The 17,759-nt window shown below is 38.2% G+C and carries 14 protein-coding genes and 1 pseudogene; 3 read left to right on the top strand and 12 right to left on the bottom strand.

The features are described from left to right. Positions 1 to 8: 8 nt before the first annotated feature. On the bottom strand, positions 9 to 2,447 hold the full coding sequence (parC, locus tag HNQ98_RS03355; protein WP_135197301.1) for a DNA topoisomerase IV subunit A: 2,439 nt from the start codon (positions 2,445 to 2,447) through the stop codon (positions 9 to 11). A gap of 137 nt (positions 2,448 to 2,584) precedes the next feature. Next, entirely contained in the window at positions 2,585 to 4,684 is a 2,100-nt protein-coding gene (parE, locus tag HNQ98_RS03350) for a DNA topoisomerase IV subunit B (RefSeq protein ID WP_135197300.1), read from the bottom strand. A 205-nt stretch (positions 4,685 to 4,889) separates the two neighbouring features. On the opposite strand from parE, the gene plsY reads away from it, so the two are divergent. Beyond that, entirely contained in the window at positions 4,890 to 5,504 is a 615-nt protein-coding gene (gene plsY, locus HNQ98_RS03345; protein ID WP_135197299.1) for a glycerol-3-phosphate 1-O-acyltransferase PlsY, read from the top strand. Positions 5,505 to 5,546: 42 nt separating this feature from the next. Here plsY and dtd read toward each other — a convergent pair whose 3' ends face one another. Together dtd and HNQ98_RS03335 are read right to left on the bottom strand one after the other, a co-directional pair. Continuing rightward, entirely contained in the window at positions 5,547 to 5,993 is a 447-nt protein-coding gene (gene dtd / locus HNQ98_RS03340) for a D-aminoacyl-tRNA deacylase (protein ID WP_135197298.1), read from the bottom strand. A gap of 22 nt (positions 5,994 to 6,015) precedes the next feature. Then, the gene (locus HNQ98_RS03335) at positions 6,016 to 8,253 is read right to left on the bottom strand and encodes a RelA/SpoT family protein (RefSeq protein ID WP_014974152.1); all 2,238 of its coding nucleotides are present in this window, start codon (positions 8,251 to 8,253) and stop codon (positions 6,016 to 6,018) included. Positions 8,254 to 8,548: 295 nt separating this feature from the next. Between HNQ98_RS03335 and HNQ98_RS03330 the strand changes: the two genes are divergently transcribed. Beyond that, on the top strand, positions 8,549 to 9,775 hold the full coding sequence (locus HNQ98_RS03330; RefSeq protein ID WP_135197296.1) for an MFS transporter: 1,227 nt from the start codon (positions 8,549 to 8,551) through the stop codon (positions 9,773 to 9,775). Between the two features lie 50 nt (positions 9,776 to 9,825). On the opposite strand, the gene HNQ98_RS03325 is transcribed toward HNQ98_RS03330, so the two are convergent. The 6 genes from HNQ98_RS03325 to HNQ98_RS03300 all read right to left on the bottom strand — a co-directional run bounded on the left by HNQ98_RS03325 (position 9,826) and on the right by HNQ98_RS03300 (position 15,628). Beyond that, positions 9,826 to 10,119 (bottom strand): DUF7671 family protein, encoded by a 294-nt coding sequence (locus HNQ98_RS03325; RefSeq protein WP_014974150.1) that lies wholly within the window; start codon positions 10,117 to 10,119, stop codon positions 9,826 to 9,828. Further along, positions 10,112 to 12,625 carry a carbamoyl phosphate synthase preATP-grasp domain-containing protein gene (locus HNQ98_RS03320; RefSeq protein ID WP_135197295.1) on the bottom strand — a complete coding sequence of 838 codons (2,514 nt, stop codon included), beginning with the start codon at positions 12,623 to 12,625 and terminating at the stop codon, positions 10,112 to 10,114. Before HNQ98_RS03320 ends, HNQ98_RS03325 begins: the two co-directional genes overlap by 8 nt. Further along, a complete protein-coding gene (locus HNQ98_RS03315) occupies positions 12,600 to 13,685 on the bottom strand; it encodes a carbamoyl phosphate synthase small subunit (protein WP_014974148.1) in 1,086 nt (361 codons plus the stop codon). Before HNQ98_RS03315 ends, HNQ98_RS03320 begins: the two co-directional genes overlap by 26 nt. A gap of 68 nt (positions 13,686 to 13,753) precedes the next feature. Beyond that, entirely contained in the window at positions 13,754 to 14,281 is a 528-nt protein-coding gene (pyrR, locus tag HNQ98_RS03310) for a bifunctional pyr operon transcriptional regulator/uracil phosphoribosyltransferase PyrR (protein WP_014974147.1), read from the bottom strand. 53 nt (positions 14,282 to 14,334) lie between these two features. Then, positions 14,335 to 15,249, bottom strand: coding sequence for an RluA family pseudouridine synthase (locus HNQ98_RS03305; RefSeq protein ID WP_135197294.1), 915 nt, complete (start codon positions 15,247 to 15,249; stop codon positions 14,335 to 14,337). Beyond that, positions 15,227 to 15,628, bottom strand: coding sequence for an EbsA family protein (locus HNQ98_RS03300; RefSeq protein ID WP_135197293.1), 402 nt, complete (start codon positions 15,626 to 15,628; stop codon positions 15,227 to 15,229). Before HNQ98_RS03300 ends, HNQ98_RS03305 begins: the two co-directional genes overlap by 23 nt. A gap of 216 nt (positions 15,629 to 15,844) precedes the next feature. On the opposite strand from HNQ98_RS03300, the gene HNQ98_RS03295 reads away from it, so the two are divergent. Then, on the top strand, positions 15,845 to 16,234 hold the full coding sequence (locus HNQ98_RS03295) for a ribonuclease HI family protein (protein ID WP_135197292.1): 390 nt from the start codon (positions 15,845 to 15,847) through the stop codon (positions 16,232 to 16,234). Positions 16,235 to 16,308: 74 nt separating this feature from the next. On the opposite strand, the pseudogene HNQ98_RS03290 reads toward HNQ98_RS03295, so the two are convergent. Together HNQ98_RS03290 and HNQ98_RS03285 are read right to left on the bottom strand one after the other, a co-directional pair. Then, a pseudogene (locus tag HNQ98_RS03290) lies at positions 16,309 to 16,435 on the bottom strand (fructokinase); the annotation flags it as partial. 49 nt (positions 16,436 to 16,484) lie between these two features. After that, on the bottom strand, positions 16,485 to 17,750 hold the full coding sequence (locus tag HNQ98_RS03285) for a glycoside hydrolase family 32 protein (protein ID WP_135197291.1): 1,266 nt from the start codon (positions 17,748 to 17,750) through the stop codon (positions 16,485 to 16,487). Positions 17,751 to 17,759 lie beyond the last annotated feature (9 nt).

The raw sequence follows: 17,759 nt of genomic DNA, 5'->3' as shown, positions 1-17,759 counted from the left end.
AAAAAAGGTTATTTTGTCGCTGATATTGTAAGCGGTTTAATAAACCATGGTGTACCATTCTTATCAACATCAACAACATATTGCCCATTACCAACGCGTTGTGACGCACGATAATCACTCAATTGTAAATCTTGAACTTGCCAACGTTGCGTTAAAATTTCAAGTGCTTTAGTATCTTTGTTGAAAATTGTCGCTGTCGCTACACGATAAGCTACTGTCTTCTTTTGCGTGAAAATCAAAAGACCTTTCCTGGCTCTTGTTGAATGCGTTATTTCAGAAACTGGCATATATTTAAATGCACCATTTTCCGCTACAATGGCTACCAATTGGCTAGTATCAGTAATAAATAACGCTGACATAATCGTATCTGCATCACGTAATTCCATTGCTTTAACACCGGCTGTACGTGCCCCAATTTCCGGTACCTCAGTTAAACTAAATCTTAATCCAACACCATTATGCGACAATAATAAAATTTCTTGCTGAGTAACTTTATTAAAGTATGCCACATTGACGACATAACTGCCAGTGGCTTTTAACTTCATTGCCATAGCCGTTTTCTTCTTGTAAGCTTTGGGTAACATATCACTTAGTGTCGTTTGTTTAATAAAACCATCATTGGATACTAGTGTGAAGGTTCCTCCTTGCTCAAGGTTATCAACGGCTATCACATTAATCACCCACTCGTTTGACTGCCAATTAGCAAGTTGCTGAGAAAAATGTTCGCCAGTATCTTTCCACTTTGAATCAGGTAATTCATGTACAGGTCGATAAATAACATTGCCTTTGTTAGTAAACATAAACAGATGTTGCGTTGTATTTAGTTTACCTTCAAAAACAACAAGATCATCATCAGCTAAGCCATTTTCATCATCTGATGCTTTATAAGAGCGTAGCGAGGCACGCTTATAATAACCATTGCGAGAAACAAGAACTTGAACATCTTCTTGAGCAATTGTTACTGCCGTATCAATGACCAAGTCTTCAATATCTGCTTGAATAACAGACTGACGAGGTGATGAATATGTTTTAGTGATTGCAGTAATTTCGTCACGAATGACATCTTTCAATGCAGATTCCTCATGTAGGATTAAATTCAGACGATTGATTTTATTTGTTAACTCAGCAAATTCTTCTTCTAGTTGTGTGACATCAGTGTTGGTTAAACGATACAATTGCAATGTCACAATTGCTTCTGCTTGTGGTTGCGTAAAGTTAAATGTTTGAATCAAATTTTGTGTAGCATCTTTACGGTTTTTGGAAGAGCGAATTGTTGTCACAACTTCATCCAAAATGGACAACATGCGAATCAAACCTTCGACAATATGTTGACGTGTTTGTGCCTTAGCTAACTCATAAGTTGATCGTTTAAGGACAATATTCTTTCGGAAATCCAAAAAAGCCTGTAATCCTTGCTGTAAACTCACATGAACTGGGCGTTGATCATGTATCGCGACCATATTAAAGTTATAAGAAATTTGCAGGTCGGTTTTCTTAAACAAGTAGGTTAATATACCTTCTGCGTTGGCATCTTTTGCCAATTCAATAACAATTGACATCCCCTCACGATCTGATTCATCGCGCACTTCTGAAATACCTGCAACATCTTTATTCAAACGAATTGTATCGATTTTAGCTACTAGATTTGATTTCACAATTTCGTAAGGTAATTCTGTTACTTCAATTTTTTTCTTACCACCCTTAAGGTCAGAAATTTCAGTTTTTGATCGAACAATAATTTTACCACGGCCAGTTTTATAAGCTTTTTTAATGCCTTCTCGGCCTTGAATAATACCACCAGTTGGGAAATCTGGTCCTTTGACATACCGCATCAAAGCTGATAACGGTGCTTCGGGATGGTCGAGTAAATAAATTAATGCGGCATTGATTTCTTTTAAGTTATGTGGTGGTATTTCAGTTGCATAGCCTGCTGAAATACCTGTGGCACCATTGATAAATAGACTGGCAATACGTGATGGCAATACTGTTGGTTCATAGGTTGTGTCATCAAAATTCAACACCATATCAACCGTTTCTTGTCCCAAATCTGCCATCATTTCACCAGCAATTTTAGACAATCGAGCTTCTGTATAACGCATTGCTGCTGCTGGATCATTATCAATTGATCCGTTATTACCATTCATATCAATCAGTGGTTCGCGAACTTTCCAATCCTGTGATAAACGAACCATCGCTTCATAAATTGATGAATCACCATGCGGATGAAAGTTACCCATCACATTACCAACAGACTTAGCAGACTTACGATAAGGGTGATCATAAGTATTACCGTCCTGATCCATCGCAAACAAAATACGACGTTGCACTGGTTTTAAACCATCGCGGATATCTGGTAGCGCACGTTCTTGAATAATATATTTTGAGTAGCGCCCAAAGCGCTCTCCCATCACTGTTTCAAGTGAAAGGTCGGTTATCCGATCTGCCATTTAACTCCTTGTCTCCTTTTGCAAGACTCCAACAAATCCTTCGTTTGATGTATTTCTAAAATATTGAAATGTTTAAACTAACAAAATATCATTGTTATGATATCAAACGCTGTTACTAACATTAACATTCATCACGATTAAAATAAGTCCATTGGTCCAGTTTGACCAGCATCATCATCCTGCCAACTTGTGATGACAGGGCTTTTTTTAGATGCCGGCTTATTCTTTGCTGAGCCTTTAGTTTCGTGTTGACGTATCTTCTCAAATACATCACTGGCCTTAGCATCATCACCTTCAACTGTATCTAAGATGGAGCCTGCTTCGTCCATAGTGAAATGAACGTTAGCTTCGATCCAATCACGTCGTGGCTCGACTTTGTCCCCCATCAATGTTGTGACGCGCTTTTCTGCTAAGACTGCATCATCAATTTTTACCCGAATCAATGTCCTTGATTCGGGATCCATCGTTGTATCCCAAAGTAATGAGGCATTCATCTCCCCTAAACCTTTAAATCGGGTTAATTCGTAACGTGCATCATTTTGACTCGTTATTTTTTCTAATTCATCATTTGTCCAAGCAAACTGATCTGCGTGCTTCTTTGAAGTATACTTAATACGGTAAAGCGGTGGTAAGGCAATGAATACACGTCCAGCTTCAACTAATGGCCGCATATATTTGTAGAAAAATGTTAACAATAGTGTCTGGATATGCGCACCATCATCATCCGCATCGGTCATAATAATGACTTTACTAAACGCAGCATCTTCTACCTTAAAATCTGTACCAACGCCACCACCAATTGCATAAATCAATGTTGAAATTTCTTCGTTTTTCAAAATATCAGCCAACTTGGCTTTTTCAGTGTTTAGTACTTTACCACGTAATGGCAAAATCGCCTGAAATTTACGATCACGGCCTTGCTTAGCAGAACCACCGGCTGAATCACCCTCGACTAAGAACAATTCGTTACGTTCTGAATTTTTTGAATGTGCAGGTGCTAATTTCCCTGATAATAACCGTTCTTTTTGACCCTTTGATTTTCCTGTGCGACTTTCTTCACGTGCTTTACGAGCGGCTTCACGTGCCTCACGCGCCCTCAAAGCTTTACGAATCAAGTTTTGACCGAAATCGCCATTCTCCATCAAAAAGCGACCTAAAATTTCACTAACTACATTATCAACCACACCGCGCGCTTCAGGTGTGCCCAACTTGTCTTTTGTTTGTCCTTCGAATTGCAAGAATTGTTCGGGTACACGCAAAGAAATCACTGCAGATAAACCTTCTCGCACATCAGAACCTTCAAGATTTTTATCCTTATCCTTCAAAAGATTAACTTTACGTGCATATTCATTAAAAGCCTTTGTCCAAGCTGTGCGGAAACCAACTTCATGTGTCCCGCCATCTTGTGTACGGACATTGTTAACAAATGATAATAATGTTTCAGAATAGCCATCGTTGTATTGTGCTGAAACATCCACAACAATATTATCTTGTTGCCCTTCAAAAGCCATGACAGGACCAATTGTTTCCTTGTCTTCATTTAGAAAACTAACAAATGCCTCAAGCCCTTTTTCGTAGTGATATTCTTCAACACGATTGGGTTCAACACGCTCATCAGTTAAAGTAAACTTAACGCCCGACATTAAGAAGGCGGATTCACGTAAACGCTCGGACAGTGTATCGTATTTATACACGGTCGCACTAAAAATGCTTGAATCCGGCTTAAAGGTAAGCGTGGTGCCGGTTGGTTCTTTTGTTTTACCTAAATCACGTAACGTCCCGACTGGTTGACCACCGTTACTAAAATCTTCTTGCCATTTATGACCTTCACGTACAATGGTCACTTGTAAGCTTTCAGACAATGCGTTAACAACAGATGAGCCTACACCATGTAATCCACCTGAGGTAGCATAGCCACCTTGCCCAAATTTACCACCAGCATGCAAGACTGTTAAGATAACTTCAGGTGTTGGTTTTCCTGATTCATGCATACCAACTGGCATGCCACGACCAAAGTCTTGAACAGTGATAGCATTATTAGCGTGAATGGTTACACGTATATCATTACCATAACCACCAAGTGCTTCGTCGACGGCATTATCAACGATTTCATAAACTAAATGGTGCAAACCACGCCCATCTGTTGAGCCAATATACATACCTGGCCGCTTACGAACCGCTTCTAACCCTTCTAAAATTTTTATTGAATCTGAATCATAGTGATTTTTTTCTGCCATGAATACTCATATCTTTCTTGTATTAAAACTTATTGACATCAGAGAACAATTGTCCACCTTCATGTGTCAGCCTATCCTATCATAGATTAATTTTTCCCATCTGACAAGTATAAATGTTTCAATTTTATTAATTAACCCCATCTACTATCGCTTTTTATGATAAAATAAGATTTGCGTTATCGCACTGATAAGAGGAGTTCAAATCATGTTTGTAACTATATTAATGTTCATCATTGCTTATTTTTTAGGATCTCTGATCCCCGGCTATTGGATTGGAAAAATATTCTATCACAAAAATATTTTAGATGAGGGTTCAGGAAATATCGGCACAACCAACTCTTTTCGTGTACTAGGTCCTATTGCGGGAAGTATTACACTTGTTCTTGATTTACTTAAAGGAACAGCTGCAGGTTGCTTGCCGCTATTATTTAATAATAACATTAATCCCATGCTGGTTGGACTTGCCGCAATTTTAGGCCATACATTTTCAATCTGGATTAAATTCAAGGGTGGTAAGGCAGTCGCAACCTCTGCTGGTGTTTTGCTAGCATACAACCCCCCCTTCTTTATTTTTGTTATAGCTGTTTTTATTGTTGTGCTATTACTAACATCAATGGTTTCAGCTAGTTCTATGGTTGCCTTTAGCTCAGCAGTTTTATTTTCTTTTTTCTATCACGATTGGATTCTACTGGTCGTATCAATTATACTCACAACATTCGTTTTTTACCGACACCGTACGAATATCTTGCGTATCAAAAATGGCACTGAAAGTACCATACCATTTGGTTTATACCATACCATCCGCAAACGCCGTCAATAGTAAATAAAAGGCATTACGTTCAACTAATGAACGTAATGCCTTTTATTTATCATGTGTATCAAAAATGATAGTCACAGGACCATCATTCACTAATGATACCTTCATATCTTCACCGAATTGACCTGTTGCAACATACAACCCTGTATTTTGTAAGCTAGTATTGAATTTATTATACATTATTTTAGCAAAATCTGGTGAACCGGCTTTCGTAAAACTTGGTCGGTTACCTTTCTTGGTATCAGCAAACAACGTAAACTGCGATACAGAAAGTATCTGACCGGCTACTTCATTAATATTTAAATTTAATCGACCTTGTTCATCTTCAAAAACACGTAATTGTGTTATTTTGCGAACTAGATAATCAATGTCTTGCTGTGTATCATCATCTGACACACCTACTAATAATAAAAAACCATGATTAATTTGACCAATGGTTTGGTTATCAATCTCCACACTTGCTTCTAAAGTGCGCTGTAACACAATTTTCATGCGACCTGCTCCTCAAGATTTTTTAATGGAAAGTCCGTTCAACATCATAAACCGCAGGCAAATTATTTAATGAATCCATAATTTGGTCTAATTGTTCACTGTTTTTGACACCGATGGACAATGAAACCTGTGCCATGCCGTTCTTTGTCACATGACCATTAACTGAATTAACATATTTCGTACGACCATTAACTGATCTTAACACGTCATTTAGCAAGCCATTGCGATTTTCACCGTGCACTTTTAAATCAGCATCATAATTTGGTTTTAAGCCTTTATCATCTTCCCATTGGACATCAATCAAACGTTGACCATGGGCTTCGGCAGCTCGAATATTCGGGCAGCCAATGCGGTGAACGGAAATACCACGTCCTTTAGTAATATATCCCTTCACATGATCGCCAGGTACCGGTGTACAACAACGACCTAAACGTATCAATAAATTATCAACACCGGCAATGACAATATCATCAGCCACAGCTCTTTGCCGCTGTGTCAATGCTGTATTTTCACGCTTAATTTCATGACCCTCTTCAAGCAATTCACGTTGTAGCTCTGCTGTCGCCTCTTCTTGCTGTGCTTCGCGAATGTCTTCAGTTAATTTGTTAGCTACACCTGGCGAAGCGACATCACCATACCCAATGGCTGCGAGTAAATCATCTGAAGAATTCAAATGCATACTCTCGGCAGTTTTGGTCAATTTATCTGCCGTCAAAACAGTGATTGGATCAAATCCTGTGTCTCGTAAACTACGCGCCAATAAATCCTGACCAGCAGAAATATTATCATCACGATCTAATTGTTTAAAGTACTGTTTAATTTTATTGCGCGCACGACGCGTAGATACTAGATCCAACCAATCGCGACTTGGTTTGGCAGTCGCACTGGTAATAATTTCAATAATATCACCAGTTTTAATCTTATAATCTAGTGGCACAATACGTCCATTAATCTTTGCACCCACGGTCTTAATGCCAACATTAGTATGAATTGAAAAGGCCATATCTAATGGGCCAGCGCCCTTTGCTAACTCAAAAACATCGCCACGCGGAGTAAACGCATAGACACGATCGCTAAATAAGTCACCTTGAACACTTGCCATGAAATCTTCAGCATTTTTAGCATCTTCTTGTAATTCTAAAATACCTTGAATGACATTGAGTGCATGCTCATTTTTATCAGTGACATTAGCCTCTTTATTGGAGTTTTTATTTTTCTTATAGGCCCAATGGGCTGCAACACCATATTCGGCAACTTCATGCATGGTGTGTGTTCGAATTTGTACTTCGAGCGGCCGACCACCAGGTCCAACAACAGTTGTATGCAAACTTTGATAACCATTTGCTTTTGGTAAAGCGATATAGTCTTTAAATCGGCCTGGTACAGGCATCCATTTTGAATGAATGGCCCCTAGTACTGCATAAGTATCAGGAATTGTATCAGTTAAAACACGCACAGCTGATAAATCATAAATTTCTTCAAATGCTTTATGTTTATCTGTCATCTTACGATAAATTGAATAAATATGCTTTGGCCGACCGTAAACATCAACATTTTTTAATTCTAGTTCATGAATGGTCTTCTCTATTTCAGAAACAGCTTCTTCAACATAACGTATACGTTCATCACGTTTCATGTTCATTTGTGAGGCAATACCATGATACTTTTCAGTATCAAGATAGCTTAGGGACAGATCCTCAAGTTCCCACTTAATTGCACTAATACCCAAGCGATCCGCTAGAGGTGCATAAATATCCAATGTTTCACTAGCGATGCGCCGTTGTTTATCTGGTCTTAACGCACCGAGAGTACGCATATTGTGCAGACGATCAGCTAGTTTAACAATTATCACACGAATATCTTTAGACATGGCTAAAAGCAACTTACGGTGATTTTCCGCCAGTTGTTCTTGTGAACTTTGATATTTTATTTTACTAATTTTAGTGACACCATCGATAATTTGAGCAATTACCGCACCAAATTTTGCTTCAACATCAGCCAGTGTTGCTGGTGTGTCTTCAACAACATCGTGTAGATAGCCAGAAATAACCGTCGCTGTATCCATTTTTAATTCTGCTAGTATGGCAGCAACCTGAATCGGATGAACAATATATGGCTCGCCTGATTTACGGCGTTGCGATTCATGCAAAGCAGCTGCCCAAAGATAAGCTTCTCTCACCTTAGCCGTATCGGCATCTGACATGTATTGTCCGACCAAATCAAGTACTTCTTCGCCTGTGTAATTTTTTGTTTTTGCCATATTAATTATATTTGCCCATAAATAAACTATTAACGACCCATGACACAACACAGTTTCAGCTACAAAAAAACGTTGCATATTGAATAATCAATTCGCATCTACATGGACTTTTCCCTTCATTTATTCCGGAAGATACGTCACTGTTATCATAACCGCAACATACCTTAATACGCTTTTATACGTAGTTCAATTATAATAAAATTATAATATTTTCACAAGTTAAGTATTATAACGTGCTTATTTTTAAAAATAAGCATAAACTATTAATATCATTTTATTTGCAAAGGAGGACACCATGTCTGAAAACAATCACACGTCGCAAGAATCTTCTGATTCATTGTGGCACCGCAATGTTTTTGTACTTTGGTTTGGTGTGTTTATGACTGGTATTGCACTTAGTGAGGTCATGCCTTTTTTATCGTTGTATATCGACACACTTGGTAATTTCAATAAAAACCAATTAACTTTTTATTCTGGTGCAGTATTTGCAATTACCTTTCTGGTCACGGCTTTTGTCTCACCTCTTTGGGGGAAATTAGCTGACCGTAAAGGTCGAAAATTGATGCTCTTACGTGCTGCGCTCGGTATGGCCATTATTTTATTTTTAATGGGCTTTGTCACAAATGTTTGGCAGTTGTTTGCCCTTCGTGCACTACAAGGTGCGATGGGTGGCTTTGTCTCCAATTCTAATGCCTTAATTGCAACACAAACACCAAAACAACACGCTGGACGAGCACTTGGTATTTTGGTTACGGGGATGACAGCTGGTAACTTATTGGGCCCACTATTTGGTGGTATACTGGCAACTGTGTTTGACTACCGAATGTCATTTCATATTACTGGTGCCATTCTACTCTTAGTTTTTTTTCTCACCCTATTTTTAGTCAAAGAAGACCCTCAACCTAAAATATCACATATCGCTGAGTCATCCACCAGAGAATTATGGCAACAAGTACCCAATAAACAATTTATTATTGGATTATTTATTACAACAATGTTTGTACAGATGGTCAATACATCTATCAATCCGGTTGTCAGTTTATTCGTTCGAGAATTAACCAATAATGCTGGGAACACCACTTTTATTGCTGGCGTCGTTGCAGCAATGCCTGGTATTGCTACGGTGCTTGTTGCGCCATCATTTGGTCGTATCGGGGATCGTGTTGGTACAGAGCGCATGATCAAAATTGGATTTATGATTGCCGTTATTGCTTTTATTCCAACTGCATTTGTCACAAGTATAACAATACTTATGGTACTAAGATTCATTGTAGGAATTAGTGATGCCACTATGATGCCAGCAGTCCAAACACTACTATCTAGACATACACCAACAGCAATGACAAGCCGTATATTTAGTTATAATCAAAGTTTTCAGGCTATTGGTTCTGTACTCGGTCCCATGCTTGGTGCTTTGGTAGCCAGTATATATGATTATCGTGGTATTTTTATATTCAGCGCAATAATCATTATTATTAATGCCATATTGTTTAACTTCAATACTCGAAATTTAAAATCCTAAACTTCACTATAAAACACCCAAATGTTTATCATGCTCACATTTGGGTGTTTTTATAACCAATTAGTAAGTAATGTTAATTCAACTTGCTCATTAGTCCAACGCTGTAAAGCTGTATATTGATGTCGTTTATTAAAAGCTAATTTTTCAACTGTTAAAACCGCGACCGCTTGATTATTTTCTGTCAAAAACACCTGACCAATTCGTTGATATTTACCTTTAGTATGTTTTCCAGTGCGCCAAACATGCGTCTTTGCGTCTACCTTTGGTTCATATTTGCCAGAAGCATTTGGTGTCACAACAATGCCAGTATATAAGTGTGTTTCATATTTTTTACTATCAGCCATAGTCTTTCACACCAACACCCATTTCAAATCTAGTCCCATCAATCACTTCGTGAGGCTGTAAATGTAGACGATAGTTAATATCAGCTGCTATCATGCTGTATGGATAAACAATTGGACGTTCATTAATTGTTTGCAGTAATTCGATGTCTCGACTAGTTAAGTCATCCATAGCTGCACGAATTGTCAATCTTAACCATTGCGTTTGCATGGCCTTTGACAAATAAGCCACTTGACCAAACGGCATAGGTCGTATCCATGAATCATAACCCATATTTGATAAATCCATACGATCAACCCAATGAACTATACTCTGATAGTAGATAACTTGGTAAACACCAGGAGCTTCAAAATTTGTCGATACAATTGTATCTGGAATATGGGCCACTTGTGGGATGACACGCATTTCACCAGCCATATGTTGTGTCAAATTAATTGGATAAGCTTGCTGGCCATCATAAAATATGTTCAAAGCAAATTCAGATTGATTCTCATTTGGACCACCTGGTATATGTTTTGTTTTTGGTAATATGACAACATTTTGATTCAAATCACGTAAAGCATTGATGAGTTTACGACGATTACCTGGAATAACAATAACTTTCGGTTTTTCTAATTCCACAACTTTCATAACATCTGAAACTTCTAAAGGTTCCAAATATTGCTTATCCGCAAGATGAGGCAATAATGTTGCATCACTTGGATTGTTATTCATAATGATTGTTGGATACTGCAGACGACGCAGCTCTGACATGACAACTGTTGTAGCATACCCCCCAGCCGCAGCATCCCCCATTCGAAAAGCACCTGATCCAATGACTAATACCGTATTATCGCTAATTTGAACCGACTCATTCTCAGATTCATATGTCGCATAGTACTGCCGAGCATTTTCTGGAAACTCACCTGCTGAGGGCTCCACAGATTTATAGGTCACGTTAATCCCGTTTTCTTTAGCTAGTGTTCGAATAATATTAAAATCAGTGTGCCAAAAACGAGCAATTAAACCATCTGATAAGCCATACTTTTTACCTAATCGCAAGGCATCGATGTTATCGATATTGGCTTCAATTTCACTCTCGAGTTGATGAAGATATTTCAATTGGTAAAAATAAAATTCGTCAATAGCTGTTAATTCAGCTAATTCGTCAATTTCATAGCCACGCTTGATAGCTTCGATTAGTAACAAAACTCGGTTATCTTGCGGATGAATTAACTGCTGGATTAATTCATCATCGTTAATATGCTTCATATTTGTCGGTGAAAAACTGGCATTATTAAAGTGAGCAGAGCGAATTGCTTTTTCCAAAGCCTCAATAAAAGTACGCCCCAATCCTAACGTTGAACCAACAGATTTTTGCACACTGTTCAATTGGCGATTGACATGTACCCCTGCCGCTTCAAGTTCACCAAAAGGAAATACCGGTAGCTTGACCACAACATGATCCATCATAGGCTCCATCATAGCCACATGCTTTCCAAAATCATGTGGCAATACAATTTCTTCAAGCGGTACACCAATAGCTAAATTAATTGCCACAAGCATTGTTGGATAACCCGTTGCCAGCGACATGCGCGTAGCCATCTGATCAATGTATGGCGAAACTTTAATCACATAAATTGTATGCGTGTCATCATCTACTGCAAACTGCACATGCATCACGCCCTTCAATTGCAGCATATCTGCAATTCTAAAAGCATAGTCACGCATACGACCAATGAGTTGATCTTGAATCGTTAGAATGGGCGAGACGCTTAGCGAGTCAGCTGTATGAATACCTATTGGATCCATATCTTCACTAGCGCCAATTTGCATTTTATTACCACGGACATCTCGCAATATTTCTATACTAACTTCTTTTAAACCATTAATCGCACGCGAAATAATCACTTCTTGTGTGACTGATTGCGTTTTTGCCAGATTAATAGCATCTTCAAAATCATCCAAGCGCTCAACAATTTGTCGTGTGTTTGTTTGATTGGGATGTAGCGCGCGCACCATTAATGGTAAATGCAATTCACGCAATAGTTCATTGGCTTCATCTTGTGCTTTTAAAACATAATTATTAATGACTGGTAATCCAATATCAGCCATCATGGCTGTTAGAGCAGGAATATTATTGACTTTAAGTAGCATGTCAATGCTAAGTCCTAAAGTACTTGGCACCGTACCATCGCCGTGCGCCCAACTTTGTACAACCTCTGCCCACAAGCGCAGAGAAGATTCACCACCAAATAAAGGTGCAACTGTATCAATATTATTTTCACGAACAACTTTTTTTAGATTATCAACTGTCAATTGTTGCCAAAAAACAGTTGCTGCTAAACTTTCAAGAGACAAGGCATAAGGATTATCATCAATGATAAAAATTTCAATACCATGACCACGCAATTCTGGCATGACTTGAAAAATCGCTGCATCATGTTCACCTTCGCGACCAAAATCATTTGCGCCAGCACCAATAAACAATACTTTTTTTATTTTATTGTTGGTTATAGTGTTCGACATAATCTTCTACCGTTTCAAAAAAGTCTGCAAATACTGTTGTTGCTTCTAGTGGTCCTGGGGCTGCATCTGGGAAAAATTGTACACTAAATGCTGGGAAATCACGATGACGCAATCCTTGTACCGCACCGTCCACTAGGTCACGGTAAGTAACAAATAGTTTCTTACGATCGATTGTTTTCTCATCAACGGCATAGCCTTGCCCTTGCATCGCATAAAAAATCTGACGTGAAATAATTTCTTGGATTGGGTGATTCATACCATGATGTTCTGATGGCAATGGCATGAGTTCTGCACCATTTGCTAGTGCAAATAATTCGTGTCCAAGACCAATGCCAAGCATCGGTACTTTTGACTGGAGTACCCTAATGAGTGTCAAAACACTTTCTGGTAATGCTCGAGGATCACCAGGTCCAGTAGATAAAATAATGCCATCTGGATCTAGTGTCAACACCTCGTCAACACTAGTTGTGTACGGTAAAACAGAAACATTAGCATCATAATCACCTAACATTCTTAAAATACCATGTTTTAATCCAAAATCAATCACAACAATATGTCGACCACGCGCTGGATTAGCATAAGGTTTAGGTGTTGCCATATTCTGCACCTGTTTATTAGTCAAAACAGTTGCAACCAATTGATCAACTGCATGCTCATCAGCATAATCAACAATCGTAGCTTTCTGTGGTCCTGTTTCACGTAGATGTCGAATTAATTGCCGCGTATCAACTTGATACAGACCAGGTATATTATGTTGCTTTAAAAAACGATCTAGATTCATACGGCGTTGACGATTGACAGAAACCTCTGCTAAATCATTAACTATCATGCCACGAATTGTAGGTTTAACAGACTCATATGCTTCCGCATGAATACCAGCCGCACCAACAATAGGTGTCGCAAAAACAATCATTTGCCCATCGTAAATTGGATCGGTAATGATTTCTTGATAGCCTGTCATGGCTGTATGAAAAATAATTTCCCCAAAAGTCGTTGCCGGTGATCCAAAGCTCATGCCTTGGAATGTCGTACCGTCTTCTAATATTAAATGGCGTTGCATCATAATTTCTAAACGGACTGTTCCTAGTAAATTACTAGTTAAGCAGCAAACCGTTTTGTTCTCCTAATTCAATGTACAATTTCAACAGCATCACGTCCGTCGATTTCTTGTACAAGTACTTTTATTTTTTCATTTTGTGCCGTAGGAATATTTTTACCTACAAAATCGGCACGAATTGGCAACTCGCGATGCCCTCTATCTACTAATACAGCCAAAGCAATTGTACTGGGACGTCCGATATGAATTAATGCGTCCAGTGCTGCACGAATCGTGCGCCCGGTAAATAGCACATCATCTATCAACACAATATTTTTATTGGCAATGTTAGTTTTCTCTTCATCATTTAAACCCAAATTATCATCACGATTCAAGACATCGTCACGGTAATTTGTCACATCAATCGCCATGACAGGGATATTAACGTCTTCCAATTGCTCTAAACGATCGGCCACACGGTGTGCTAAAAATTCACCTCGTGTTTTAATACCCACAAGAACCAAATCTTGACCACCCTTATTGCGTTCAATTATTTCATAAGTAATACGTGTCAGTGCTCGTTGCAACGATGCATTATCAAGTACCTCTTTATTAGTCATAATCATCTGTATATGGCAGACCTAATCAATTGTTGCCACACATTCCTTTCATTTTAGATAATCGGTGTCAATGTGTCTAATGCTGCCTCAAAATAGGCCGGCAAAGGACTATTAAATGTTAGTTCTTCATGCGTTTTTGGCTGTATCAAGCTTATTGTTTTCGCATGTAATAACTGCCCTTCTAAATTCACACCAGGCAGTTTTTGTGCAGAACCGTAGACCGGATCCCCAACTACAGGGTGTCCAATATAGGTCATGTGTACACGAATTTGATGCGTCCTACCGGTCTCAAGTTGCACCTTTAATAAAGTATAACCAACATAGCGTTTTAATACTTCAAAGTGCGTGATTGCCTCACGACCGCCTGATTGTACTGCTTGTTTCTTACGATCTACTTTGTGCCTTGCAATAGGCGCATTAATCGTACCAGATTCTTCTGTAAATTCGCCGCGCACTAACGCATAATAGATACGTTGGTTTTTATGATCTTTAAGTTGAGCTGATAAGGCTTGATGTGCTTCATCATTTTTAGCTACCATAAGTAATCCACTCGTATCTCGATCAATACGATGAACAATACCAGGACGAAATTCACCATTAATAGTTGACAATGGTGCATGATACAACAATGCGTTCACTAATGTCCCAGAAGTATGTCCAGCAGCAGGATGTACCACCATGCCTTGCGGTTTGTTAACCACTATCAGATCATTATCTTCATAGACAATACTTAGTGGTATGTCTTCTGCAACAATTGCCGTATTTTGTACTTCAGGCGGTGTCAGTGTCACAGTATCTCCAGATACGACCTTATAAGACCGTTTCACCTTTTTCTGATTCACTAAAACGGTGCCATCTTGTATCCAATCTGCTAAAACTGTACGTGAGTAAGGAATATCCTCCTTTGCTAAAATAGCATCCAGACGTCCTTGTTGTTCTTTGATATTAATTGTTATTTTTTCCGCCATGCGTATTCATATATTCCTTAATTTGTTGTGCAATATTGGCGCTTAACCAATATTTACGTAATCTTCCAGCACGTGTAAATGATAAAGTATGTCCATTTAATTGCCAATTATCAATTTGAAGTAATGATATTTTTTCATATTCTGCACCAAAAACCCGCCCCAGGAAAAGTTGTGCTCCTGCAACATATATCCGTCGACGTAAAATAATTACGATCGCCAAAACTAACATCACTACAATATAAGCAATCGGTATAATTTGAATTTTAAAGCCTATTTCACTCCAAAAGATAATGCCAGCCATCAAAAAAATAAGCCACCACAGCCATCCAATTTGCCCTGTTGAATCTACTGGTTGGAAAAATCCGCGCTTTGGTATCATACTTTTCTATTACCCCTACTTTATTAACATAACTTGTTTACTGTATAAAAATATAACTGATTATGCTTTTCAAATTGTTCTTCTTTATTTTACCATGGATTTCAATTACGTTTTAAGAACAATTTTAAGCAACCCTCATTATGTCAAATAATCTTTGGCTAGAATGAATTAAATTATGATGTTAATATATTATTGTAGAATAAAGGAGCTAACTTGATGATTACACTCTATGTTGATGCCGCACGTGATATACATACTGGTCAAACAGCTGCCGGTACTGTGATTATCATCGATAAAATACAGTCACAACAAAAAGCTGCCCTTCCTATTACTCAAGACAATCATGAAGCTGAGTTCTGTGCTCTGATTTGGGCACTACAGCAATTACCAAAAAAAATCGATATTTTAAAAATTTATAGTGACTCTCAGATATTGATTGATGCCATTGATAAACAATATGCTAAACATTATCAACCATTTGTAGACAATATTATCAAGTTATTATCACCATATCCGTTAGTCTTAAATCAATGGCTGCCTGAAAAAGAAAATTTAGGTGCACATCATCTAGCTCTACAGGCATTACAACAGCATAAATTGTCTTAATGAAAAAAGGATAACGTTTTCAACAAAGTTGCTGAAAGCGTTATCCTTTTTATTCATACTTTCTTTAATACTGCTTATTTAACAAGCGTCTTAGCTAGGTAGAAGCAGCCCAGTATTGTCACCGTTGGCAACAAGGACAATATACTCATCTAAATCTGGTACGTTTAAGTAATCACTCATTTGTTCAGCAAAACTTTCTTCCACCTGCTTTAATTTTTTCTCTCTTTTATATATCTCTTTCAATTTTTTGCTAAAACCAGCGACTGGTCAGGACATTAAGTCCATCACTAGTATAAATTTCAATAATATCCACATCAACAATTAACAACAAATTATCCAAATCACCTGTAAATTGACGACTCTCTACCACATCAGATTCCCATTGACGCCTTTTTAACTTCAAAGTATCTGATTGTCGGGTAATCGTAACATTTTGGCCCAGCTGTAACTGCCAATCATCGGTAATATTTAGCCGGTATTGTCCAACACTAATATTCTCGACGTTATCTACCTCTTCAGGATCTAAAATCTCTGAAATAGGTTGCTGTGTGAGTTGATTATGGTCGTTGACATGTAATTCACGCGGTACCGTTAGAACATGTACCCATGAGTTACTTTTAATGGTGGGTACAGCACTTTCACGTTCTGGCGTCATCATCCCAGCCCATCCCCACATAATACGGCGACCATTGAGTAAACTCATTGTTTGTGGCGCGTAAAATTCAAACCCTTGGTCAACTTCCTTAAATTCTGTCTCTACATGAAATCGTGCTGTTTTTTCATCAAAACGACCAATGACGTAACCCGTATTATGAATATTTTCAAAACGATGATTTTTTAGATCAGGAGTTAGCCCTTGGGGTGAAAACATTAAAACTTGTCTCCCATCAACGTCGACAAATCCTGGACATTCCAGCATATAACCACGTACATCTAATAATTGATCTTCAATTAGCGACCCTTTGTATTGCCATGTTTTGAAATCGGTTGATTCATAAATAATAATATCACCAATCTTATTATCATGTTGCGCACCAAGGATTAAAAAATAATGACCATTCTTGCCTTGCCAAACCATGGGATCACGAACATCTTTCGTGAAACCTTCTGGATGTGGGAATAATTCACCTAGCTTTTCAAAGTGAATCCCATCATCACTGACAGCCCACATTTGCGAGGACTTCACACTGTGCCCTGCTTCATCACGGACATTACCCGTATAAAAAAGATATAAACGATCCTCATGAATAAAGGCTGCACCAGAATAAATACCAGCACTATCCAAGTTTTCAAGTGATGGTTTTAGCGCGGATGCCACCCGCTGCCATGTTTTTAAATCATCTGAAACAAAGTGTCCCCACTCTTTATATTTATGGTCACAAGCATATGGGTTCCACTGATAAAATACATGATATTGACCTTTAAAGAATACCAAACCATTAGGGTCATTCAACAAACCATTTGTTGGATATAAATGAAACTGCTCAAAAGCAGTTTCGTCATTTGTTACTAACATTCAATCTCC

Source organism: Leuconostoc carnosum (assembly GCF_014207505.1).
Lineage (GTDB): Bacteria > Bacillota > Bacilli > Lactobacillales > Lactobacillaceae > Leuconostoc > Leuconostoc carnosum.
This window is presented reverse-complemented; position numbering and strand designations above follow the sequence as displayed.